The sequence below is a fragment of the Niastella sp. OAS944 genome, assembly GCA_024809215.1.
Taxonomy (GTDB): domain Bacteria; phylum Bacteroidota; class Bacteroidia; order Chitinophagales; family Chitinophagaceae; genus Niastella.
Genome location: JANUBW010000012.1, coordinates 108,255 through 133,065 on the forward strand (window position 1 = coordinate 108,255; position 24,811 = coordinate 133,065).

Genomic DNA, 24,811 nt, shown 5'->3' on the forward strand with positions numbered 1-24,811 from the left:
CGTTTCACGTTTTACGTTTCACGATTAAATTCCCACTTTAACCGACAATGTCACTTGTTTCTGTATCGGCTGGGCAACACCGCCCGAGTTAAAAAACTCCGGGTCCTGCCCTTTCAGTTTATCATCGGAATAAATAAGCCAGGGGTTTACCGCTGCTGCGGAGATCACCAGGTTGTTGATGCCTGTCTTTTTTATTAAGCTGTTTTGCACCTGCCAGGTAAGCGATACTGATTTCAACCGAACCATATCACCTTTGGCTACGCGCTGGGTTGAATAGTTGTAATTATTGTATGGATAGGCGCCGCCTAACTGCGCACGTGTAAACGCATCGAGTATAGAAGGCACATTGGTATATTGTTCATCGCCCGGTGTTATCCAACGATCGGCAAATTCTTTGGGCATGGCATTCATATCGGAATAGCTTGTATTAAAGGCCGGATACAACCGGATGGTATTGCCGGCCTGGTAGGTAACAAAAACATTTAGTGACAGGTCCTTATACCGGAATGTATTGGAGAAACCGCCTGTAATGGTAGGATCAACCGGCCCCTGAAAATGGAGGTAACTTATATTATCATCCTGCAAATACACATCAGAGCTGCTTTTACCGGTTTGATCAACAAAAGTGGGTTTACCGGTTTTATGATCGAGGCCTTTATAATCGAGCGAGAACAAACTACGCACCGGGTAGCCCTGTCTGTTACCGCCTTCAGCAATTACAAGGTCAAAAATGAGCGGATTGTTTTTTGCATTGGTTATTTCGGTGGTATTATAACCAAAGGTTGCATTTACCTTCCAGCCCCAGTCTTTATGTTTTATTACTTCACCGCCCACCAGTAATTCCATTCCTTTTGATTCCATATCGGCATAATTGGCCGCTTTAGGCGTTTCGCCGCCAATACCTGAAGTTTTGATCTTGCTGATAAGGTCAAAGCTGCGGCGTTGATAAACATCCAGGCTCATCGTAAGCCGGCGTTTAAAGAAACCGGCATCCAAGCCAAGGTTTGTGGTATATAATTTTTCCCAGGTAAGATCGCTATTCTCGAGGTTAGCCAGTTGTATCACCGACTCTACTTCCGATAGAAAAGGCCTGCGTGAATTGATATTCTTCAGAACAATGCTTGAGTTGGTAGCAGGTCCCATACTGGCGGTAAGGCCGTAACTGGCGCGCAGGGTAAGATAATCGGCCCAGCGCACGTCCTGCATAAATGCTTCCTGCTCTACGTTCCAACTACCGGCTACGCTCCATGTTGGCAGCCAGCGCGCCTTTTTCGATTGTCCCAGCCTGTTTGAACCATCATAGCGAATGGTGCTGCTAAAATTGTATTTTAGGTTGTATGAATAGTTTCCCGAAGCATACAGGGCCACAAAACGATCGTAATCCCTGCTCATGCCATAGTAAGGGAAATTATTCTCAATAGTTTGTTTTAAAATACGATAATCAACAAAGGCAGTACCGCCATTGTCGTATTGATAACCATAGCCGGTATTGGAGAAACGTTGCCTGTCGGCATATTTTACCTGTTGACCACCAAGAATGTTAATACTATGTTTTTCCTTTATGATCTTCGACCAGGTTAAGCTGTTGCGAAAGTCGTAGTTCAGCAACATATCTTCGGTACGGTTATAAAAACCACCATACGGCAATACCACTTCGGGCTGCGCCTCCGGATCATCCGGATTACGGTAAAGAAATTTATTATTTCGTCTTACGGTTGAATTACCCGCTGCCCTGTATGCTTCCGCCATATTTGCATGTTCGGTGATCTGGTGCTCACGTGATGACTTTACATACCTAACGGCACCTACAAATTCATACTTCAGGTCTTTTAAGATCTTATACGATACATCGCCCTGCAGCCGCAGATCGATCATATTCAGATCGAGGTAATTGTTTTTCAGCTCGCTGATGATATTGAACGGCGCAAAGTTCATTCTGAAATTCTCCAGGTTGCCCGCTTCATCATAAGGCGTAATTGTTCTGCTGGTATTTAATGCATAACTGAAGGGATTGATATCAAAATCACGATCAAACTTTCCTTCCACCGGATTGCTGTTGCGCGCCAGGGCGCCCGGCGCTTTCTGCTGACGTACTGAACCTACAGTAGCAAACCCGGCCGATAAGCGTTCATTGAACTTATAGTTATTGCGATAGTTAAGTGTATAGCGGTTTACCTTGTCGGCAATCGTCCAGCCATTATCGCCATAATAGCTGGTTGAGAAATAAGATTGCGATTTTTCAGTTCCGGTAGAAATGCTGAGCGAGTGCTCCTGTACAAAATTATTACGGAACAATACATCGAACCAATCGGTATTGGCCATGGCATAACGCGTTAAAAAAGCCTTTCGCGCTTCGGGTGTGTTCTCCAATGAGAAATTGCCATTTACGCCGTTCATGAGGTCGTACATTTTACCGTACACCCCATAATTGGCGCCATCGAGTATATTTGGACTAAGTATTCCTTTTCTTTCCAGCTCTGCAAGTACCGACATTTGTTCGGCCGAGTTCATGATGTTGAAATCGTTGTACACCGGTTTGAACTGCGTGCTGTAATTACCGGTATAATTAACCGAGAAGCGGCCGGCCTTTCCTCTTTTGGTAGTGATAACCACTACCCCATTCATGGCCCTGGCGCCGTATAAAGCGGTTGCCGATGCATCTTTTAAGATATCAAAGCTCTCGATATCATTAGCGTTCAAACCCGCTACAGCAGAACCCAACAAGGTAGTAGGGTCGCCGCTCGATAACTGATCGTTTGATATGTTCACAATATCTTCCAGCACTACACCATCAACCACCCACAGGGGTTTATTATCACCATTGATAGAAGTGGCGCCGCGCACTCTTATTTTGGGCGCCGTACCAAAGGTGCCCGAAACGTTTTGAATGGAAACACCGGCAGCGCGGCCTTCCAGCATGCGGCTTACATCGGCCACTCCCTGTAGTTTTATTTCATCGGCTTTTAACCGGGTAGCAGCACCGGCAAACTTGTTCTTATCTATATTTTGAAAACCGGTAACAATCACTTCAGACAATACACGTTCTTCTTCGTTAATGAGTTCAACGCTAAGAAACGATTGTCCTTTGTAGAGGACCACGCGTGACGCTTTTCCCACGTACGAAAACCGGATGCTATCACCCGGTTGCGCATTGATCAAAAACTCGCCCTTGCCGTTGGTGAATACGCCTTTATGGTCGCCGAGGTTCTCCACTGAAACCTGTCCAAGCGGGGCATCCTCCTCTTTGCCGGTCACTTTTCCTTTTAATTTATACGCGGGTATTGTATCTATACTGGCGCCTTGTAGTGGATTTATTATAACGGCCTTGCCTTCTTTCTTTTTATCTATGGACCTTATAATAATTATAAAGTTCTCTGCTATTTTATAACCAAGCGAACGGCCGCGGAGTAAGTTCTTCATCACGTCATCTAAACCTGCATCAACAAAATTTACACTTACTTTTTCTTTATCATTAAAAATATCATTACTGTAAAAGACCACAAAACCTGTTTGGCGGCGTATTTCGCTGAACACTTCACTAAACGCCGCACGCTTAGCCTGTATGGTAATTTTAAATTCCTGTATAGGATCGGCAGCCAATACGACAGAGGGTAATGTTGATAGAATAACCACAATGCTTAGGGATATCCAAAACAATTTCATTACCCGGATATTGCGGGAACAACGTCCGGAGGGTAATCTCATAATACAATTAGTTTTTGTATAACTGTTATACTATTAAGACAAGTATTCTTTTAAAACGGGTGACAGCTATTAACTAATTTTTATTTTTTGTATTTCAATTTGAAATAAGTGCGGAAAATACGGTTATAGCTAATTACATTAATTTACGGTTATAGGTAACTGTATATTAAATGCGAAGCTCCTTTAACTAAGAAACTGTTACCAGTTGCCGGGTACCAGTTACCGGGTAATACAAAAACCAGGAACAGCAAGAGGTGGGAAAATAGTTTTGAGTAATGCATTAAAGGGCCGGTAACCGGAAACAGGGAACCGGCGACCACTGGCTAACCGTGCTAAGGTTCCTTTAATTACGGGAGATAATTACAGTACCATTCTCATTCTTATATAGAATGTCGCCGGAGGAAGCAAGATTATTGAAGAAAGCATTTACTGATTTATTGCGATCGAGGGCGCCGGAGAAATGCAGCCCGGGCAGAGAAGGATCTTTTATTTGTACGTTTATATTGAACCATCGTTCGGCAACCACGGCTATCTGCTGCAGCTTTTCATTTCTGAAATAATACATGCCTTGCAGCCAGCCCAATACAAAGGTTTCATCGAAAGTTTCTTTTATCAACGGGCTCTCACTATTATCAACTACCACCGCTTCGCCGGGCTGTAATATAATGCTTTCGCCTTTGGCGTTCTCAACAGATACCGAACCGTTTACCAGCGAAATATAGGTTGACTCCCCATTATATGATTTGATATTGAATTCTGTTCCCAACGCTTTTACCGTTAAACCATTCACCTGAACTTTAAATGGCTGACTGGCCTGATGCGCTACATTAAAAAAGGCTTCTCCTTTTAATTCTACAATACGATCGGGTTGCGTGAACAACAACGGGAACCGCAGTTCCGAAACCGAGTTCATCCAAACCTTACTGCCATCGCCCAATTGAAATGAATAACTTTCACCCGCAGGCACCACCAGTGTGTTCCATGCACCGGGATCAACTTTGGCGTTACGGGCATTTTGCATCCAGTTGGCCAGTGAATCCTGCGCAGAGGCATGTACAACACTGCCATTGGCCAGTTTTATTTGAATGCCCTTTTCATCTGTTTCTTTTGAACCGAAAATACCACTGAAGAAAAACACGGAGATAATTATAATACCTGTAGCAGTAGCCGCTATTGCATAGCGAAGCCAGCGGGTATTTGCTTTGCGTTCAGGCATGGCCACAGTATCGGTAACAGGTTCAGGCACCCGTTCGGGAATATTTACTTTTTGTTGTAAAGCCAACCACGCATCATCTAAATTAAATGCCTGATCGAAGCTTATTGCTTTACGCATAGCATGCACCTGCTGCATCTGCTGCCATAATTGTTCTACCTCCTGGTGCCGGGCGATGAGATCTGAAAGCCGTAAATCATCTTCCTCACCAATTTGGCCCGTCAGCTTATCTATTATGAGTTGCTCGACATCATTCATATCAATATAATTGTTCATGGCAAGTATGCTAAATCAAACATCAGGGGGTGCTAAATATATTAAGACAATAAAATATATAAAACGGGTGACAAGCCGGTAAAATAATAATAGTCGCGCAGACTTTCACGAAGTTTTGCAAATGCGCGCCGGAGCTGCGTTTTAACGGTATTAACGGAAACACCGGCTATAACGGCAGCATCCTGGTACTTCTTGCCTTCCACGCAAACCAGTTCAAAGATACGTTTGCATTGCTCAGGCAACTGGGCAATAACACTTTGTACCATTTGGGCTGTTTCCTGAATTTCCATTACGTGGGTATTTTCAATTATGTCTATACGCTCCTGGTAAGACATTTCTTTTCGGTTAAGCCTGCTCTTATGCTTTAATAAATTTAAAGCAGCATGCTTTACCATGGTAGTGAGGTAAGATCCCAGCGACTGTTGTATGATCTCGAATTTTCGTTCCTGCCAGAATTTTACAAAAACATCCTGCACCAGGTCTTCGGCTTCGCCTTCATCTTGCAGCAGCAGATAGGCCTGTATGCACAGCGATTTGTAGTAGCGCTGGAATAACGTTTTAAACCCTTGTGGGTCCGAGGTTTTAAGCAGTTGCAGTAGGATATGGTCTGTTTCAGCACCCATTCGTTTTTAGTTTAGGCCATTAATAGTTAAGCTTTACGCACCGGCTGTTAACCAGGTACATAAATGTTCGGCATCTGCCATTAAGCAGGTGCACACGTTATTAAGACGGGCGCGGAAATGAGTTGCTATAATTCGTGCATTCCGTTTGGTATACTAACAAGCAATAGAAGGCAATTAACCGGTACGAATTGCTAATGCGATAATTAGCTAATGTGCTAATGTGATAATGAAATACAGCTTTTAGATGAACTGTTCGTCCTTTGAAGAATTATCAAATTACCGAATTATCAAATTGTCACATTCATTCAGGTTTTCTTTCTTGTACTGGATTATTTAACAGCGGATTGGATGCCTAATGTAAGGAAAAAGTTTTGAAACTTACAAACGTTTATGCTAAAAAGTAAGGTTAGCATATTTTTTAGCACGGCTGTAAGCTAATACCGGTGGGCATTTCAAAGCGTTCACCCATTAGTGTTTATTTCATACTTGCTGAATATCATTGTTTTTAACAGGCTGGAAAATAAAAAGCCGGTCCTCTTTTTATTGAAGACCGTCTATTATAATATTTATATAGTACTAGGAATTTTGTTCGCCGCAAAAAACCGCAATGAAATAAATAAAGAGCGGTACGGAAAATAAATTGGCTGCTACCAGCTTTTCACGCATTGTTCTAATGGCGTTTATTCGGTATTGGGTAACCGTTACCGGCGTAAGTTTCAGTTGTTCTGCCGTTGCGGGTATGGTGAGGCGTTCGTAAAAAAGCGAGTTGAAAACAGTTTGCTCCGGTTGGGGTAATTCTTTTACAATGGCCGCCATTTGCTGAAGCGCTTTTTCGCGTTCAGCGCCGTCTTCATTTCTAATGGTTGTTTTAACATCCTGTTCAAACCAGGTAACCTGGGGCCCCGGGAAATTTGCATTTTCAGATTTTATAAAGGCAAAGCAAATGTTCCGTACCGTTATGTACAGGAAAGCCTTGATGTCGGGCAGTTTATTGAACCGGTCGCGCATTTGGAAAAGCTTCACAAATGTTTCCTGGGCAATATGGTGCGCTTCGGACGAATTATTTATTAACTGTGAACCAAAATCAACCAGGGAGGCATAATACTCATCGTATAATTCTTTTACAATAGCATAGTGGCCACGTTGAAATTCGTCAACGATGCTTCGGTTACGGGGAGATAGGGTCATGGGCATAATTGGTGATTGAAATACTTTTTATAACCGGATAAAGCTTCGTAGATAGATGAGTTCGCAGTAATTACAATCAGACGGATAAGGTTGGGATGAGGAGTAGGTATAAATATAGCACTTTGATATATTCCTAAAAGAAATTTCACCTTAAAAATCGTAAATTTCTTTATAAAGTTGCAGGTTACAGGTTGCAGGTTACAGGGAGCTTATAATCGATGCTGCATTTTTCAAAGATAGTGTTACCAGTTGCCGGTTACCTGTTTCCAGGCCCTTTTTGCGAACTCGCTATTGGGGTTGTATTGCCGGCAACCTGTAACTGGAAACCGGCCCCCTACACCTTCAATGGCACCATAGTTGAATATTAAACAAAAAGATCAATAATATGTATACTGGTTTGCTTAAAGCCCCCGAAGAGGGAGTATGTCACCTGTTTTATCATTGCTGCATGAAAGATGGTTCATTTAAGGAAACTGAGCTCGATACCATCTCCGATAAACTTGTGTCTATAAACCTGCACAAAAAGCTCAACTTCAAAGATGAAATGCAAAAGTACAAATCGTACGTCAATACCATTACCGATGAAGATATTTATCTGCAATACTTGATCGGCATCATTAAACCTCTACAGCCTTTGGCATTATTCAGTTGGTGTGTAGAACTGTGCACCGCCGATGGCGAAGTTAGTTTTGAAGAAGATGCTTTGCTTACCCGTATTGCCAGGTTGTTGAATATTGGGGATACTGAGAAAGATTTGATTCAGAGACTTATGATCCAAAGAAAGATTGTGACTGTTGATAAGGAGTTTTAGCGCCAGTTGACGAGTTGACAAGTAGACGAGTTAACTAGTTAGAGTTGAAAAGTTGAAATGTTGATATGGTTGACAATGGCAATACAGTATTCGGTTTGCAGTTGCAGTTATTTCAACCTTTCAACTTTTCTCCCCTTTTAGGGGTGCGGCTGGGGCAAAAAAAGCCGGATGTCTATCAAGACACCCGGCGTGCTACCACATCTCTATTCTTCCATGCGTTATTTTCGAATTGACTTCTTTTCAAACATCCATTTTGTAGTCATTCTCACGTTTTCCAACGCATCCCATAATTTGCTTCTTTGTTAATAATATTAACAAAATTGTGCCACGCGTTATAAGGCCAATTAACATATGTAACACAATGATCTGTAGTATATTTTCCACGAATTTACTACCACCCCACCCCATAATCTTCACCATGATTGCTTGAGCCGCCCCAGAATGTTCCATGTTTACTATCGAAGTAAATGGCATTAACCGGGCCGGATGTACGATCTTCAACACTTAGCTTATAACCCATCTTTATTAGTTCGCGGCGAACATAATCGGGCGTGTTGCTATTTATTAAAATTGAACCCGGTTTGGGCTTACGGTCTTCCCCACCCAATGATAAATACAACTGATACGTATTTACATTGGCGGCTTCCACTGCTTCCTGTACCGTCATACCAAACTCGGTAACATTTAAAAAGAACTGCAACAGGTTTTGGTCCTGGGTATCACCACCCTGAACTGCAAACGACAAAAACGGTTTACCATCTTTTAGCGCAAGTGTGGGGGTTAGCGTTACCCGGGGCCGTTTACCCGGTTCCACCACATTAAATGGGTTGAAAACCGAATCGAGCACAAAACTTTGCATACGCTGGCTCATACCTACACCGGTTTTGCCGGCAATACAGGCAGGCAGCCAGCCACCGCTTGGTGTTACACTTACAACCCAGCCGGCCGAATCGGCCGCCTCTACCGATGTAGTGCCACGCCACAGTTGCTCCAGGTATTTTTCGTCAACCGGCGAAGATGCCAGCGGATTGCTGTTGCTCCAGCGCTGTAAGTATTGGGTGAATGGGTTCTCTTTCCCTTCAAACGGATAAGGATCGCCCGGTAAAGCGGGGGTTAAGTTTTTAGCGGGGTTAATCAACTTTGCCCGCTCCTTTGCGTATTCTTTAGACAGTAATCCCTTCAATGGCTCCTGTGGCGCAAAGTAAGGATCGCCATAATAAAAATCGCGGTCGGCAAACGACAATTGCATGGCCTGAGTTACGGTATGTATGTATCGTGCAGAATTATAACCCATATTCTTCAGATCGAAATTCTCCAGTATGTTCAGCGCCTGCAACATGGCTGGCCCCTGCGTCCATTGGGTGAGTTTATATACTTCAATGCCTTTATAATTCACACTCACGGGTTCTTCAATCAGCGGTTTCCATTTTGCCAGGTCTTCTTCAGTAATCAATCCGCCCTGCTCTTTACAACCGCGTACAAATTCCTTAGCTATATCACCCGTATAAAAACGGGCGTTTGCAGCATAAATGGCTTCTTTACGGTTCTTCCCTTTTTTCAAAGCCTGTTGTTCGGCCTCCACCATTTTACGCAGCGTTTCCAGCAGGTCATTTTGTTTAAAGATCTCACCCGCTTCCGGCGCTTCCCGTTCCTGCCCTGCATGGGGTAAGAAAACAGCTTTTGAATAAGGCCATTGCTTTATTTGCGCTTTGCCACGTTCCATAGCATTGGCCGTTTGTGCTTCAATAGGGTAACCGGCTGCCAGTTGCATGGCCGGGGTAAACACATCTTTCAAACTCATGGTGCCGTATTCGGCCAACATAGTGCAAATGCCACCGGGCGTGCCGGGCGTTACCGCCGACAACGGACCATACTCGGGCGGGTAATGCATGCCTTTATTTTTAAAGAAGGCGGCGGTTGCACCCGTTGGCGCCACACCCAGGGCATCAATGCCAATTACTTTTTTCGTATGCGGATTATAAATAAGGGCCTGGGTTTCGCCGCCCCAGCTAAGCACATCCCACATAGTGCAGGTGGCCGCAATCATGGCGCAGGCCGCATCAACCGCATTGCCACCTTTTTGAAAAATGGCGGCGCCGGCCGTGGCAGCCAGGGGCTTACCGGTAATGGCCATCCAGTTTTTACCATGCAGGGGTGGTTTTTGGGTCTGTTGCGCCTGTGCATAGTGCAAATAGCACACGGCAATAGAAAGCAGTGCGAAGAATCTTCTCATTGTGATGTGTTTTGATAACTAAAGATAACTCAGTTCATTGTTCTATGTTCCATGTTTATGGTATGTCGATGGCATGTCCGGTTTTACATACTTTTTCCGTTCATTGGCCATTCATCCTCCATTCATCTTCCATTATATAATGGAGGATGAATGGAGAAATCATGTATGTATAACGATTTATAAACATAGGAACAGAGGTGGCTTAGATAAGCTTAGAGAAGGAAGAGAGGTCAATGAATTATTGGTGTAGAAAGAAATCCACAGCCGGGAAGTTCAAATCTTAGCCTAAATCATTGATATCGAGCTTCTTGAATTATGGTATAGATTTTCATTAGCTAACATCATGAAACACATCATGTATCTATTGCTGGGGGCCGTACTGCTGGCAGGTTGTTTAAATAATGAGGAAGGTGAAAGCGAAGTAGGCGGCGATTCTACCCAAAAAAGGAATATTTCAACGCGCGACAACAGTATTTCAAAAACCAACTCTTACTCGGACCTGTTCTTCGACAGTGTTTCGCTGGGTAATTATTTAGCCAACAACAATGTGCCCGATAGCATTGGCAACCGCATAATAAGTTTTTATAATGCCCGTAACTACCAGTTTGCCTGGTTTACCAGCGATGGATTTACTGAGGAGGCACAGGCCTTTTGGAACCTGTTCGATCATTACCTCACTTATTCGGGCGATACCACGCTAAAAAATAAACAGCTCGAAAAACGAATGAACCGTTTGCTGAGCGAAGACAGTTTTACCGTAAACGCTGAAGATAAAGATGTAAAGCAAACCGAATGGCGGCTTACCCAAAGCCTCATTGCTTATGCCTCGAAGAACTTTGAAAAAGGATATGTAAAACGGAAAGAGCTGGAGCGGTTTGTTCCCTTTAAAAAATCGGATCCCATTCAACTGGCCGATTCATTACTTACCAAAAAGCATAAAGACAATAAATATTTCGAAGACATCAATGTTGCGTACAAAGCACTGAAGGGTGAACTTCAAAAATATTACGATATACATAAGCAAGGCGGTTTGCCCACCATACCTACCTTACAAAAGCCATTAAAGAAAGGCGCTTCGGCGCCACAGGTAGTGCTTATAAAGCAATACCTGGCCAAAACCGGTGATATGCCTGCCGGCGACACATCGGCTGTTTTTAATGACACGCTGGCACAAGGCATAACCAGTATACAACAACGATTTGGAATGAAGGCTACCGGCACATTGAGTAAGGACCTTATTGCTGCGATGAATGTTCCGGTTAGCGACCGTATTGAACAATTACTTATTAACCTGGACCGTATGCGCTGGATGCCTTCGCAACCCAACGGCACACTTATAGTGGTAAATATTCCCGAATTCATGTTGCATGTGCTGCAGGATGGTAAAAAGGAATTTGATATGAATGTGGTTGTAGGAAAAGAAGGCCACAGCACCATGCAGTTTACCGGCACCATGAACCAGATCGTATTTGCACCTTACTGGAATATACCACCCAACATTGTTACTAAGGAAATAATGCCCGAAATTGAAAAAGATGCCCATTACCTGGAGAAGAACGATATGGAAGACCAGGGTGATAAAGATGGTGATGGCATTAATGATATTCGTCAATTACCGGGAGATAAAAATGCATTGGGTAAAGTAAAGTTCCTGTTTCCCAACAGCTTCGATATTTACCTGCACGATACACCGGCGAAGAGCTTATTTAGCAAAGACAAACGAGCGTTCAGCCATGGCTGTATACGACTGGCCGATGCGAAAAAGATGGCCGAATACCTGTTGCGTAACGATCCCGACTGGGATGTAGCAAAAATTGATGAGGCCATGAACTCCAAGGAACAAAAAGTGGTAAAGCTGAAAAACAAAGCAGAAGTATTTATTACCTATTATACCGCCTGGGTTGATGAAGAAGGAAGACTAAATTTCAGAGATGATGTGTATGGGCACGACAAAAAGGTAAAGGCGCAATTGTTTATTCATTAAAAGGGGAACTGAATACCACTTTGTGTAAAAACATGGATAAAGTATAAATAGAAATAATTAGGTCTTTATGCATTCTTTATGAAGGTGTAAGCGTTGAGCGTTGCGCGTTCTACAATAAACGTTCACTGGTTTGTGTAAAAATGTTTACAATAAATTTGTGACTATATATTACCTGAGGATGATCAAAAAATTATACGCAACGTGTAAAATGCAGACCGGAAGCGGTTTTTCACGTATAAATTTTTACTAAATCATATCTTTTTGTATTTATAGCACGCAAATTGCGATTAACTTTGTGTTTCACTTGTTACATATTTTTGGACTATGCGAATTGAAGTAAAGAAAAATATACACTTCACCAAGTTGGTGAAAGTGAATGGAAGGTTGAAGGAGTTTAACTTCAGGAAATTGGGCGGTTCTAATGAAGGCCTGTTTACAGTTGATGTAAGCGATGACAGAGGTAATAGGATCCTGTTTCGCATGCAAAAAGAATCAGACATCTGGAAAATACTGCCCCAGCAACTACCTACTTGGGTGATGGAAAAAGAAAGCACTTTCCATGATCTTATTGAGGAAGAGTTGCGTAGTATGTAATTACAGAACTATTTCCATGGGTCCCGGTGAATATCGGGATTCCTATTCTCCCCTCAAGCCTGCTCTTCCCGACCCAGTCGGGATGGGCTAAAGGCGGTATATTGCCTTTGAGTTGAAAGGTTAATGAAGGTGAAAGAGCCGATAAAGGCCTAATAACTTTCTGGCTACCGGGTTGCCGGCCTAATGTAACGCATCGCGAGCAACGACGGGGTCTAAACTGAATGGCCAGAGGATCAGTGTATTGGCGCTATAATTATCCCGCACGCATTATCACATTATCCCATTATCGAATTAGCACATTAGCCCATTAGCACATTAGCCCATTATCTAATTGTGCCTTTCTTTCCCCGCTTTTAACAATTATGTTCCACACTTCTTTTCTCTAATTAGCTGAATTTCAATAGCACACAGCCAGTGGCATTGCTTTTTAATTATAGTAAGTATAAAACTTTAAGCTATGAAACCGGCAACAACTAATATTAGAATAAGTGGAAATAAGGACGTGTATAGAAATTCGGAAAATATAGCATTGATCACCTTTGTGGTGTTTTTGATAATAACTTTCGTAGCCTCATGTATTTATATTGGCATTGATGGCTTTTTAAGTAAATAAATGAATTATACTTTACACTAATCGAAGCAGCGCACAACCAAACAGTAAAAGCAGAGAGGTTAAACTCCCTGCTTTTTTCATGTTCGTAGCTAAAGGGTAGTACCAAAAAAGGATCAGGTTTATTGTACTAAATACAATTAACTTAATGGGCGTAGCAAGCCAGTTTGCCGACATTTCAGGCCGCTACGCCCGAGATAAGGGGTATGGATTAAACAAAGAGGTGCCGTGATACTGCTTAATATTGATTGTGCAATACAAGAAATACCTGTTGAATTCTTTCTAAAGGGGATAAACAAAAAATAGGCGTGACTACAGAAGACACTATGTAATAGTTCTTCTTAAAGAAGATTGTTCTTCAAAAACAATAGATCTGCTACAGTAAAGTAAAAAACGGATGGATAATGAAACACGATGTAAAACATCCGCTACAATCAGAAAGGTTGCCTCACCAATCTTCTTCATAGGTAACAATTAGTCGACCACTCTATATCCAAAATAATGCCACTTGTAATGATATGTTAAAGGAAGCAGTGCAATTTTTTATAGCGCCTTGCTTATTAATACCCAGCGCACTATGTAAAATGATAAATGATTTGGTTGAAGTAGTATATTTACTATAGTTGACAAGTTGAAAAGTTGACAGGTTGACAAGGATTTATAGTTGAGCTTATCATAGCATTTACTGTTTCACTTTTAAATATACCTCTGCCTAATTTTACTGAAGATTTGCAGCCTCCCGAAAATGCGTCGCCTTGTTAACTCGTCAACTTGTTAACATGTCAACTACTCAATAATTTACAAACAGACGAACCTGAACTCAAAGCCGCTTCTACTGTACCGCCAGCTTCTCCATTGTACAATGCTTCACCTGCAAAATAAATGGTGTCATTAACAGGTTCATTCAGCATCTGGCGCGCAGTTCCTGTATGCAACTTGCTATAACTATAGGCCCCTAAACTATATGCATTGGTTTGCCATTTTACCGCATGCGACGCGGTGAGTAAGCCTTTTAGCTGCTCAACCTGCATGCTGAAAATGTTGGCAAGGGATTGCAATGCCTGTTCAATAATCGTTTGCTCATCGGTATCCTTAAAGCGTGCAGCCTGGGGCCCGCCGGCCCAACCGGTTAAAACCGGAACGGAATCGGGTAGCTGAGTCCACCAGGTAGGAATGGCCTCTTCACTTAACAGAAAACCAATGTCTTTACGGTATTCGAGCCAGAACGGGGCAGAAAACTGCAATACCACCTTAACCACGGCCCCAAACCCTATTTGCTGAAATGGCTGGGTATCTATAGCAGGTTCAAACACAACAGCAGTTGAATGTGCGGCCGGGGCCTGTAATACGCCCAACGGCACTGTAACGATGAGTTTTTGAGCAGTGAAGGTTTGCCCATTGGCTGTACCTACCTGCACTTTATCAGGCTCCCAACGTACCGTTTTAACCACACTGGATGTATGAATAACACAGCCATTGGCCTTACAGGCATTTTGAAGATAAGTTATGAGTTGATTATACCCGCCGGGTATGCGGTATTGTTCCTCCTGTTCGTTCATCCATTCCTCGCGAATGCTGAACACACTCACATCTTGCTGGTCGGCCACATCGAAACCTTCGGCAAACCGTTGTGCCGATTTACGCAGGGCGGCATACTTATCGTCGCGGAAATATTGTTGCAGAAAATCGGCCAGCGTCATGTCTTCTTTCAGGTCGGCCATACGGTCCATAAGCTCGTCCCATCCTTCTACAAACTCCTCCTGATCGCTCCAACGGCCATTTTTTACCTGTATCATTTTACCGGCTACCGCCTGGTATTGTACCCCGGCTTCCTTTAGCAATTGCATGGTAAGAGGCAGTTTGCCGTGCATAAATTCAGCGCCCTCTTCAATTGGCATGGTAAAACCTGCGGGTTGAATGGTATGAATTCTTCCGCCAGGGCGGTCGTTGGCTTCCAGCACGGTCACTGTATGGCCGGCAGCACTTAATATACGGGCGGCCATGAGCCCGGCTGCACCGGCGCCTATGATTATAATGGAATGTTGCATGGTGTTATAAAAGTAGCATTAGATGCAAAAAGAATGCGAGGTGGTAATAAAAAGCTGTTACAGGTTTCAGGTTGCAAGTTACATGGAAAGGCCTGCACAGCGACTCCTGCAACCTGTAACCTGAAACCTGAAACTCCTTACTTTAAGATCGGCTTAAGGACCTTCAAATCCCCATCTATCTTTTCAGTAATAGCAAGTCCGAGCAACTTCGCGATCAACGGATACACATGCACGTTCTCAAACGAATCGATTGTAAGCTGTTTTTTAAAGGCCGGCCCCCAGGCATAAAATGTGGCATGCATCTCGGGCAGGGCATTATCGAACCCATGCTTACCCGGCAGGGGCCTGCGACGGCGGAAGTTGAACGATTTGGGCGCCCGGGGCACCAAAAGAATATCTCCTATTCTTTTATACCAATCGTCGGCAGCACCATAATGCCATCGGGCGGGCACATTGTCTGCCAGGTACACATCATAATCAACCGCTTCTTTTTTTAGCGCGTCATACGTAGGCTGTATATCTTTTTCATTGTACGCATACATATGTACCAGCACGTCGCCATCGGGCATTTTAAATTTGGTGGTATCTATTGCTGCGGGCTTAGCCAGCAGATTAACAGTATCGGTAGTGATCATACCATGGTCTGAAAGAAAAATAAAATTAACGGGCAGCTTCAACGAATCGGTGATGCGTACCATTTTACCAATGGTTTCATCTATAAAGTGCACTGCTTCTTCGGCCTGTTTTGAATCGGGGCCAAACATATGTTCCTCATGATCTACCTGGGGCAAATAAAATGTAATAAGATGCGGGCGCTTTTCTTCGGGCAGCATTAACCAGTCTTTTACTGCTTTGAGGCGGGTTTCTATATCAATGGAATCGTTGAACCGGTAATAGTAAGTAGGGCGAACACCTTTCACCGCAGCTTCTGAGCCTACCCAATAAAAGCTGGCCGTTACCATTTGCTGTTGTTCTGCCAGCACCCACAAGGGTGTACCGCCATACCAGCTGCTGTCCTCCACCGCTTTGCGATTGCCAATACGATATAACTCATCTCTTTTTTTATCGTAAAAGCTATTGTCAACCAATCCGTGATGCGAAGGGTACAAACCCGTAGCTATTGTATAGTGATTGGGAAATGTTAGCGAAGGATACGAGGGTACCATTGACTTTGCCTGCACCCCATTGCTGCGAAGTTGCTGCAGGTGTTTAGCCTGGTATTTATCGGCGAGGTCATAGCGGAAACCATCGGCAGAGATCAATATTACGTATGGCTTTTTCTGTTGCAATGCACTGTTACTTCTTCCCGGCACTATGTACTGGGTGGTATCAACCTGTGCCACCGATAATAAAGGCAGGAGCAGGATTAAAAGCGCAACGTATGATCTCATGTGTTTTTGTTTGCAAATTTAAACAGGTAAAAACTAGTACGCATTATGCTTTTATAAAGAATTAGGCTTTAGGCCCGGAAGGTTCAGGATGGTTTTGCCCGTTTCTACAACTAACTTCCTACACTATCCGTATTCCCTGCCTTCAACGATTGCCAGCAACCCAACCAGTTGGAAAAGATCATCCCCATGATTTTCTAACTAAAACTCAGCCATATGAATCTCGCATTTACGTTTAATGCGATAAGGGCAATGCCATGCACCTTACGCAACCACCTTTCCAACACAACCAACCGTTGTTTGTTCACCATTACTTTATTATTCTTTCTTGCGCCCGTTCAGTTGTCCGCGCAAAAACAAATGGAACGCCTTAACCGCGGCGTAGTTGCCGTTCGCACCAGCACCAGCCAGGTGTACGTGGGCTGGCGTCTTTTTGGCAACGACCCTTCGGGTATAGGGTTTAACGTTTACCGTAATTCAACCCTGTTGAACGCTACTCCTATCACCGGTTCAACCAATTATGTCGACAACATCAGCACCAACAGCACGTATTCGGTTCGCCCCGTAATAAATGGAGTTGAACAGGCTTCTTCAGAACTGGCCAGTGTGTGGGCACAAAACTATTTAAACATTCCGTTGCAGATACCCGGTGGCGGCACCACGCCCGACGGTGTAGCTTACACGTACAGCGCCAACGACTGTAGCGTAGGCGATGTTGATGGCGACGGCGATTATGAGTTCATTGTTAAATGGGACCCATCTAATTCCAAAGACAATTCGCAAAGCGGTTATACCGGCAATGTGTATCTCGACTGCTACCAAACAAACGGTACCCGTTTGTGGCGTATTGATCTGGGCCGCAACATTCGCGCCGGCGCTCACTACACCCAATTCCTGGTGTATGATTTTGATGGCGACGGCAAAGCCGAAGTGGCCTGTAAAACAGCCGACGCTACCATTGACGGGGCAGGAACCGTTATTGGCAGCTCAAGCGCCGACTATCGCAACTCAAGTGGTTATGTATTAAGCGGGCCCGAATACCTCACCGTGTTCAACGGGCAAACAGGCGCCGCTATGGCCACCACCAATTACCTGCCTGCACGAGGCACAGTATCGAGCTGGGGCGATAGTTACGGCAACCGTGTTGACCGTTTTATTGCTGCCGTTGCCTACCTCGATGGCGCACGTCCCAGTATGGTATTTGGCCGTGGTTACTACACCCGGTTGGTACGCGTTGCCTGGGACTACCGCAATGGGGCGCTTACCCAACGCTGGACGTTCGACAGCAATACCAGTGGCAACAGCGCCTATGCCGGCCAGGGTAATCACCAAATGACCGTAGGCGATGTTGATGGCGATGGTAAAGATGAGATCATCAATGGATCAAGCGTTATCAATGATAACGGCACCGGCTTATGGGCCAACGCCATGGGCCATGGCGATGCCTTACACATGAGCGATATGAACCCCGACCGTTCGGGTTTGGAAATATGGCAACCATACGAATCGCCGGGCAGTAACGGCCAGGTGGGCGCCGCCCTTGTTGATGCAAGAACAGGTGCACGCATTTTCACTGTTGCAGAAGCATCGGCCGATGTGGGCCGCGGTATGGCAGCAGATATTGATCCGCGTTACAAAGGATATGAAACCTGGGCATCGCGCGGCAACCTGTATACCTGTACCGGCACCAGCATCACCACTTCAAAACCATCAATAAACTTTGCCGTTTGGTGGGATGCCGATCTGCAACGCGAACTGCTCGATAACATCACCATCAGCAAATGGAATTACAGTAGCAGCAGCGCCTCTACCCTGCTAACCGCTACCGGTTGCGCTTCTAACAACAGCACGAAAGCCACGCCTAATTTATCGGCCGATATTTTGGGCGACTGGCGCGAAGAAGTGATACTTAGAACAAGTGATAACAGTGCATTGCGTGTATTCACTACAACCATTACTGCCACCAATCGTATATACACCCTCATGCACGATCCGCAATACCGTGTGGCCATAGCCTGGCAAAACGCAGCGTATAACCAACCGCCGCATCCGGGTTTTTATTTGGGAGGCGATATGAGCGCGCCGCCAACACCCAATATTTATTTCCCGGGCACCAGCAGCGGTTCAACCGTAACCATTCAGGAAAATACAGCCGGATTTTGCAGCTTAGACGGAACCGTTGATAGCGATAATGCCGGTTATACCGGTACCGGCTTTTGTAATACCAGTAATGCAGTGGGCAGCGGCATCAGCTGGCGAGTATCGGTACCAACTGCCGGCAGCTATACCATCAGCTGGCGCTATTCGAATGGTGGTGGAACCGACAGACCGGGCAGCCTGCTGATAAATGGCGCTACTTCCGTAGCCTCTATCAGCTTCCCCGCCACCACCGACTGGACCACCTGGACAGCTGCCCAGGCCGTTGTAGGCCTGAATGCCGGGACCACCGATATACGGCTGCAAGCCACAGGCAGTGGCGGGCTGGCCAACATTGATAACATCAATATAAATGGTTCATCGGCCGTAACGGCTGTTGCCTGCACGGCGGCAAGAACAACGACCACCGCAGTTGCACAGGCTAAAGGCATTCTCATAGCGCCCAACCCCAGCACCAGTTTATTTACCATTACGGCGCCGGGTAGTTTCAGATATACCATTTACGACCAGTTAGGCCGCATGGTTGAAAGAGGCACCGGGCAACAGAAAGCGCAGTTTGGGCAAAGGCTGATGAAGGGAACGTATACCCTGCAAATTGAGTATGAAAGTAAAATACAGTCAATGAAGATCATGAAACAATAGGTGCAAGTTTCCAGTTCCCGGTTCCCAGGCCTTATTTCGAGACTCGCGATTAAAATCGTAGAGCCCGGTAATGCGCAGGCGGTGCTAATTAAGATTAGCATCGCCTTTTTCATTGCCGCTGAACAACTGAATAACTCAGAAATTGCTAACCATGAAACGTAAGGAAAATTCTATATAAATTAGCTGTCCATTATGGCAGTAAGCTTTACAACAACTTTATTACAGTTTGCCCAACAGGGTGAAAAAACCGGCTGGACGTACATTGAAATTCCGGCTGATATAGCCCAAAAAATAAAGCCCAACAACAAAAAGTCGTTCCGGGTAAAAGGTAAGCTCGACAGTTTTTCTATTAAATCGGTGGCGGTAATGCCCATGGGTGGCGGCAGCTTTATACTGGCTGTAAATGCAGAAATGCGAAAAGGGATTGGAAAACGTAAAGGCGCTATGGTAAAAATACAATTACAGGAAGATAAAGCTACTATACCAATAAACGCAGAATTACTTGAATGCCTGAAGGACGATCCCGATGCCGAAGCCTATTTCAATTCACTTTCAAACAGTCATAAATCATATTTCAGCAAATGGATCGACAGTGCAAAAACCGAAGCTACCAAAACAAACCGTCTCACCAAAACGCTGGTAGCACTGGGTAAAGGCTGGGATTATGGTAAAATGATAAGGGAAGGAAAACAAAACAAAGAAGACTGGTAAATGTCCGAAGCCTGATGTCTGAAGTCCGAAGTTTCCGAATTTCAGATCTCCGACTTCTGACCTCCGACTTCCGACTTTATTCAAAACGAATACAATAAGCGCTTACATACTGCAAAATGTTGTAACATATTTCAAATCGAATATACTGCCGATTTAAATTCTGCGTTATATCTTTATCCCGGAATAAGTACTATTTCGGTAGACTTTGTATGTAATCAATTATTAATAACAGTATCTTTTTATAATAAAAACCCAATTACCTATTTTTTAAATTAGTTAATTTACTAATTTGCCGCAGTATACTAATACCCTATGATGAATATAATTCTACTTTCTTTCGTATGTATAACAACCTTGCCCTGTTTAGCGGTTTTACTGCTACCTGGCAAACAAGCTCTCAGTTTATCATTTAATCAGGAATTTTATTTCAACATAGGAATTGGACGCGCATAAAAAATGGGCGAAGCAGTTTTTTGTGATATGACATTTATACTGTTCAACGGAAGCTCTTTTACACCAGACTTATTATTTACTTATAAACCGTAGAAATTATATTCTATAGTCATAAACAAAATTTGTAACAAGTGTTCAAAGTGAAAAATGGTCCATGATAAGTGCAACCGGGGATCATAAAAAAATAACGATGCCCCCGCCAGCCTGCCCGAAAGAATTCATTCAGGCGGGATAACACCGGCGCCCCTAAACGACTAATGTGAACTTTTAAAACAATATGGTAGTTTCAATTATTTTTATCAATTAATTTTAAAAACCGTTCTATGATAAGTAAGTGTTCCCTAACCACACTTCTGCTCATCATCTCCGCAGTTAGCTTCGGCCAAAAGCAAGTTGAAGGAGTATGGAAAACCCAGGACCAAAAAGATAGCCTGTTAGTTAGTCAAAGCGGACAAAGCAATCCTGCAGTATTTGTGTATTTTCCAGCTAAAGCAAAATTCCTGCCCTTCACACTTAGTGGAGAAGAGATGGTGCATTTTGAACCAGATGCTTCGAAAATAACATTGACCTTGTCGGGCGATGGAAAAACCATTACCGATGCCAGCAGCGGTTCTAAGAAAGTGTATACCAAAGTATCTACAACTTCACCGGTTAACTATAAGTCAGTGCCAGCCAGTGCCGATGATTTCTTTGATTTCAGCACTACAAATTATTATGCAGGTATCAACTTTTACCTGTCATCGCACCCAGGCTTACCCTTTACGCCTAACCCGGCTTTTATTGCTAAAAGAAGATCAAGTGTTATAAAGATTGAAAAGTTCTTTGCGCGTATCAGCGGCAGCGGAGCTGTTTCAGTTCAAAAAGAATATGAGCTGGTTTATAACTTCAACGGAAGCGGCCAGATCACTACCGTACAGGTAATACCCAGCGGTGTGGGTCAGGAAACCGATGTATGGACGTATGCATACAACGGCGATAAACTGCAAAAGATCAGCTCTCCCGGCAGAGTATTGCAGTTCGATAACGACAACTGGGAAGTAGATAACCGCCAACAAAAGAAGATCCCCTTTATTTTTCCGCTGTGGGATTACTATGGCAGTTCAAAACCAAAAACGGCTACCCTGCCTTATATGACAGGCGCTCCTTTGAACGAATATTTCTATAACGATGCCAACCAACTGGTGCGCATTTGTTCTAAAGATGTAAGTGAGCCAAACATTCTGGAGCATTGCACAGAGTACACTTATGATAAAAATGGAATTCCCATAAAAATAGTAGAAACAAAGAGAAGTAAATAAGTGATTAAATCACTTACTATCATAATGAAAAATGTCCCGAAGTATCGGGACATTTTTCATTTAAGGCATATACAACAATTCAATTTTCACCGCACAATACATTTAAACAAAGCACTATTTCTTCATTGGGGAAAACAAGTGAAAACCCTTGTAATTATTTAACGAAAACACCACAACAATTACGATTTTCCACATGTTGTGTATAAGTAACTTTACGAAAATGCTGTTCTAAATAATTATATTTGGAATAGACGAAAATCAAGCGGATATCAGGACACTAATCCTGCATTTGTGAAACTTAAATTGATGCGCATTGACAGAAACTATAATTAGCCTTGAAACTGTAAACCCGATTGAGTTTTTCGGTGTAAACAACGGAAAACTGGATATTCTCAAAAAGAAATTCCCGCTTTTAAAGATCCTTTCAAGAGGTACACAAATTAAATTGAGCGGCCAGCCCCAACAGGTTGAAAGCGCCAAAGAAAAGATTGAACTTATTGTTCAATACCTTGAGCGTAATGGCCATATGAGCGAGAACTATTTTGAGCAAATTCTCGGCGGCGATGATGCTGAAACTGTTGATAATTTCATCGACCGCAATCCCAACGACATACTTGTATTTGGCCCCAACGGTAAAACAGTACGGGCCCGCACGGTGAACCAGAAACGGTTGGTTCAGGTGGCTGAAAAGAATGACATTGTATTTGCCATTGGACCTGCCGGTACCGGTAAAACCTATACTGCGGTAGCACTGGCTGTTCGGGCATTAAAAAACAAAATGGTCAAAAAGATCATTCTTACCCGTCCTGCGGTAGAAGCCGGTGAAAGCCTTGGTTTTCTGCCGGGCGATCTTAAAGAAAAGATTGACCCGTATCTGCGCCCATTATATGATGCGCTCGATGATATGATACCGGCCGACAAACTGGGATATTATATGAGCACCAGGGTTATTGAAATTGCGCCCCTCGCCTATATGCGTGGCCGTACGCTCGATAACGCCTTCATCATTCTGGATGAAGCACAGAACTCAACGGACCTTCAATTAAAAATGTTCCTTACACGTATTGGTGCCAATGCCAAAGCTATTATCACCGGCGATCTTACGCAGATCGATCTGCCGAAGAATCAACGCAGTGGTTTGGAAAAGGCAGCCCGTATTTTACGGAACATCGATGGTATTGCTCATATTGAACTCGACGAAGAGGACGTGGTACGTCACCGCCTCGTAAAAGCCATCATTAAGGCCTACGACCGCGATAATCGCGAAAACCCTCATCCAGACCAGCATCCGCAAACGCACTGGCGAGAGAAAGTGCGCAGGGACGACTGGAAGGAGGAGAAAAAAGAAGATAAGAAACAGAGTTCCGAGGATAAAAAGTAAAATCTTCGATACAAGAAGTAGAGTTGACGAGTTAACTAGTAAAATACATTACACGGGTTCTGCCTACGGCAGGACCCTTTTCTTTGGGGATCCTTTATCATCTTTTCAACTTTTATCAACTTATCAACTACCTCGTCAACTCGTTAACCTGTCAACTCGTCAACTCCCCACCCCTACCTTTCAACCAGCCCTCCCAAACCCAATCAGGCCAAATCGAGCAAAAAACCAACCTATATATGCCCCTTTGTAATTATTTTTGTTGATTATGAAGAAATTAATTGCCAGTTTTTGCATCCTCGCTACCATATCCTGTAATTCGGGCTCAGGCGGATATAAAAAAGCAGAAAATGCACAGGATGCCGGCACCCAGTTCATTCGCGCTTCATTGGATGGAGATTATGATAAAGCAGCATTTTACCTTTTGAAAGATTCAACTAACCAGCTGTTGTTCGAAAAGCAACAAGCCAACTATAAACAGTTGAGTAGCAAAGAAAAAGAACAATATAAATCGGCCACCATCAGGCCGGTTGCCATTACGCCCGATAACGATTCAACCGTTCAATACAAATACTACCACACATCGAACCCGGCCGATACCACTACCCTGCGTATTGTACGTAATCAGGATTCATGGCTCGTTGATCTAAAGTCAGTTATAAAAATGTAGGTAATATGAATTGCCGACCATGACAGTAAATGTTGCCGGTTATTTTAATATTGGTTTACTTTGCGCCCGGCCGATAAATTCAAACGTTTGCTTCCATAAACATTAACCTGCTTAAAAAGCAGCAATTTAATGTGCTTTGTTACTGCACTACCAGCGCCAGTATCATCCTCGGCTAACCGGCAAAACCATTATGGGTGCAGTATTAATTAAGTTAATATGACTTTTATTATAGATTTGCTTAAATTTTAAAAACAATATGATAACTGTTTCCCATCCCTGGCATGGCGTGCCTCCTGGTGATCAGGCTCCACGGATTGTAAATGCAATTATTGAGATTCCGCAGGGGTCCAGGGCTAAGTATGAGATCGACAAGGATAGCGGTTTATTAAAACTAGACCGTATTATTTATTCATCTTTTTATTATCCTTGTAACTACGGTTTCATTCCGCAAACATACGGCGATGATAAAGATCCACTAGATATATTGGTTATCACTTCTCAACCCGTACAGGCGCTTTGCCTTATGGAAGCCAAAGTAATTGGCGTTATGCAAATGATCGATGGCGGCGATGCCGATGACAAGATCATTGCTGTAGCAGCCAATGACCCCAGCGTAAGACACTATAACAACATTGAAGAAATACCACCGCATTTCTTTGATGAATTACGCCACTTCTTCCAGGAGTACAAAACGCTTGAGAACAAAAGCGTACAGGTGAACGAGTTTGGTGATAAAGCCAAAGCGCTTACTATTATCGAAGACGCCATGAAATTGTACAAAGAGAATTTCAGAAAATAGTCTTTTATTATACAACCGGAAGTCAGCATT

General features: G+C 43.7%; 16 protein-coding genes. 9 read left to right on the forward strand and 7 right to left on the reverse strand.

Features of this window, described 5'->3' with window-relative positions:
• Positions 1-24: 24 nt before the first annotated feature.
• The 4 genes from GGD38_RS33225 to GGD38_RS33240 form a co-directional block, all read right to left on the reverse strand.
• Entirely contained in the window at positions 25-3,663 is a 3,639-nt protein-coding gene (locus tag GGD38_RS33225) for a SusC/RagA family TonB-linked outer membrane protein (RefSeq protein ID WP_375302412.1), read from the reverse strand.
• Positions 3,664-4,048: 385 nt separating this feature from the next.
• The gene (locus GGD38_RS33230; RefSeq protein WP_375302413.1) at positions 4,049-5,176 is read right to left on the reverse strand and encodes a FecR family protein; all 1,128 of its coding nucleotides are present in this window, start codon (positions 5,174-5,176) and stop codon (positions 4,049-4,051) included.
• Positions 5,177-5,235: 59 nt separating this feature from the next.
• Complete coding sequence (locus GGD38_RS33235; protein WP_375302414.1) at positions 5,236-5,817, reverse strand: RNA polymerase sigma factor; 582 nt, start codon at positions 5,815-5,817, stop codon at positions 5,236-5,238.
• Between the two features lie 576 nt (positions 5,818-6,393).
• Entirely contained in the window at positions 6,394-7,011 is a 618-nt protein-coding gene (locus GGD38_RS33240; RefSeq protein WP_375302415.1) for an RNA polymerase sigma factor, read from the reverse strand.
• Positions 7,012-7,390: 379 nt separating this feature from the next.
• On the opposite strand from GGD38_RS33240, the gene GGD38_RS33245 reads away from it, so the two are divergent.
• A complete protein-coding gene (locus GGD38_RS33245; protein ID WP_375302416.1) occupies positions 7,391-7,816 on the forward strand; it encodes a TerB family tellurite resistance protein in 426 nt (141 codons plus the stop codon).
• Between the two features lie 391 nt (positions 7,817-8,207).
• Here GGD38_RS33245 and GGD38_RS33250 read toward each other — a convergent pair whose 3' ends face one another.
• Complete coding sequence (locus GGD38_RS33250) at positions 8,208-10,049, reverse strand: gamma-glutamyltransferase family protein (protein WP_375302417.1); 1,842 nt, start codon at positions 10,047-10,049, stop codon at positions 8,208-8,210.
• 343 nt (positions 10,050-10,392) lie between these two features.
• Between GGD38_RS33250 and GGD38_RS33255 the strand changes: the two genes are divergently transcribed.
• Together GGD38_RS33255 and GGD38_RS33260 are read left to right on the forward strand one after the other, a co-directional pair.
• Positions 10,393-12,033, forward strand: coding sequence for a murein L,D-transpeptidase (locus GGD38_RS33255; RefSeq protein WP_375302418.1), 1,641 nt, complete (start codon positions 10,393-10,395; stop codon positions 12,031-12,033).
• 324 nt (positions 12,034-12,357) lie between these two features.
• Positions 12,358-12,627, forward strand: a complete 270-nt coding sequence (locus GGD38_RS33260; RefSeq protein WP_375302419.1) for a hypothetical protein — start codon at positions 12,358-12,360, stop codon at positions 12,625-12,627.
• A 1,392-nt stretch (positions 12,628-14,019) separates the two neighbouring features.
• Here GGD38_RS33260 and GGD38_RS33265 read toward each other — a convergent pair.
• Entirely contained in the window at positions 14,020-15,285 is a 1,266-nt protein-coding gene (locus tag GGD38_RS33265; RefSeq protein WP_375303944.1) for a flavin monoamine oxidase family protein, read from the reverse strand.
• A 137-nt stretch (positions 15,286-15,422) separates the two neighbouring features.
• The gene (locus tag GGD38_RS33270; protein WP_375302422.1) at positions 15,423-16,676 is read right to left on the reverse strand and encodes an ectonucleotide pyrophosphatase/phosphodiesterase; all 1,254 of its coding nucleotides are present in this window, start codon (positions 16,674-16,676) and stop codon (positions 15,423-15,425) included.
• 213 nt (positions 16,677-16,889) lie between these two features.
• Here GGD38_RS33270 and GGD38_RS33275 point away from each other — a divergent pair, with 213 nt between their 5' ends.
• From GGD38_RS33275 to GGD38_RS33300, 6 genes are all read left to right on the forward strand, one after another.
• Complete coding sequence (locus tag GGD38_RS33275) at positions 16,890-19,472, forward strand: carbohydrate-binding protein (RefSeq protein WP_375302423.1); 2,583 nt, start codon at positions 16,890-16,892, stop codon at positions 19,470-19,472.
• A gap of 192 nt (positions 19,473-19,664) precedes the next feature.
• Positions 19,665-20,183, forward strand: coding sequence for a DUF1905 domain-containing protein (locus GGD38_RS33280; RefSeq protein WP_375302424.1), 519 nt, complete (start codon positions 19,665-19,667; stop codon positions 20,181-20,183).
• Positions 20,184-20,959: 776 nt separating this feature from the next.
• Entirely contained in the window at positions 20,960-21,934 is a 975-nt protein-coding gene (locus tag GGD38_RS33285) for a hypothetical protein (RefSeq protein WP_375302425.1), read from the forward strand.
• Between the two features lie 313 nt (positions 21,935-22,247).
• Positions 22,248-23,315, forward strand: a complete 1,068-nt coding sequence (locus GGD38_RS33290; RefSeq protein WP_375302426.1) for a PhoH family protein — start codon at positions 22,248-22,250, stop codon at positions 23,313-23,315.
• A 265-nt stretch (positions 23,316-23,580) separates the two neighbouring features.
• Complete coding sequence (locus tag GGD38_RS33295) at positions 23,581-23,982, forward strand: hypothetical protein (RefSeq protein WP_375302427.1); 402 nt, start codon at positions 23,581-23,583, stop codon at positions 23,980-23,982.
• A 256-nt stretch (positions 23,983-24,238) separates the two neighbouring features.
• Entirely contained in the window at positions 24,239-24,781 is a 543-nt protein-coding gene (locus tag GGD38_RS33300; protein ID WP_375302428.1) for an inorganic diphosphatase, read from the forward strand.
• Positions 24,782-24,811 lie beyond the last annotated feature (30 nt).

Excerpts from the sequence above, each read along its gene's own strand:
- GGD38_RS33225 (WP_375302412.1), bottom strand. The coding sequence starts at position 3,663 with ATGAAATTGTTTTGGATATCCCTAAGCATTGTGGTTATTCTATCAACA.
- GGD38_RS33230 (WP_375302413.1), bottom strand. The coding sequence starts at position 5,176 with ATGAATGATGTCGAGCAACTCATAATAGATAAGCTGACGGGCCAAATT.
- GGD38_RS33235 (WP_375302414.1), bottom strand. The coding sequence starts at position 5,817 with ATGGGTGCTGAAACAGACCATATCCTACTGCAACTGCTTAAAACCTCG.
- GGD38_RS33240 (WP_375302415.1), bottom strand. The coding sequence starts at position 7,011 with ATGCCCATGACCCTATCTCCCCGTAACCGAAGCATCGTTGACGAATTT.
- GGD38_RS33245 (WP_375302416.1), top strand. The coding sequence starts at position 7,391 with ATGTATACTGGTTTGCTTAAAGCCCCCGAAGAGGGAGTATGTCACCTG.
- GGD38_RS33250 (WP_375302417.1), bottom strand. The coding sequence starts at position 10,049 with ATGAGAAGATTCTTCGCACTGCTTTCTATTGCCGTGTGCTATTTGCAC.
- GGD38_RS33255 (WP_375302418.1), top strand. The coding sequence starts at position 10,393 with ATGAAACACATCATGTATCTATTGCTGGGGGCCGTACTGCTGGCAGGT.
- GGD38_RS33260 (WP_375302419.1), top strand. The coding sequence starts at position 12,358 with ATGCGAATTGAAGTAAAGAAAAATATACACTTCACCAAGTTGGTGAAA.
- GGD38_RS33265 (WP_375303944.1), bottom strand. The coding sequence starts at position 15,285 with ATGCAACATTCCATTATAATCATAGGCGCCGGTGCAGCCGGGCTCATG.
- GGD38_RS33270 (WP_375302422.1), bottom strand. The coding sequence starts at position 16,676 with ATGAGATCATACGTTGCGCTTTTAATCCTGCTCCTGCCTTTATTATCG.
- GGD38_RS33275 (WP_375302423.1), top strand. The coding sequence starts at position 16,890 with ATGAATCTCGCATTTACGTTTAATGCGATAAGGGCAATGCCATGCACC.
- GGD38_RS33280 (WP_375302424.1), top strand. The coding sequence starts at position 19,665 with ATGGCAGTAAGCTTTACAACAACTTTATTACAGTTTGCCCAACAGGGT.
- GGD38_RS33285 (WP_375302425.1), top strand. The coding sequence starts at position 20,960 with ATGATAAGTAAGTGTTCCCTAACCACACTTCTGCTCATCATCTCCGCA.
- GGD38_RS33295 (WP_375302427.1), top strand. The coding sequence starts at position 23,581 with ATGAAGAAATTAATTGCCAGTTTTTGCATCCTCGCTACCATATCCTGT.
- GGD38_RS33300 (WP_375302428.1), top strand. The coding sequence starts at position 24,239 with ATGATAACTGTTTCCCATCCCTGGCATGGCGTGCCTCCTGGTGATCAG.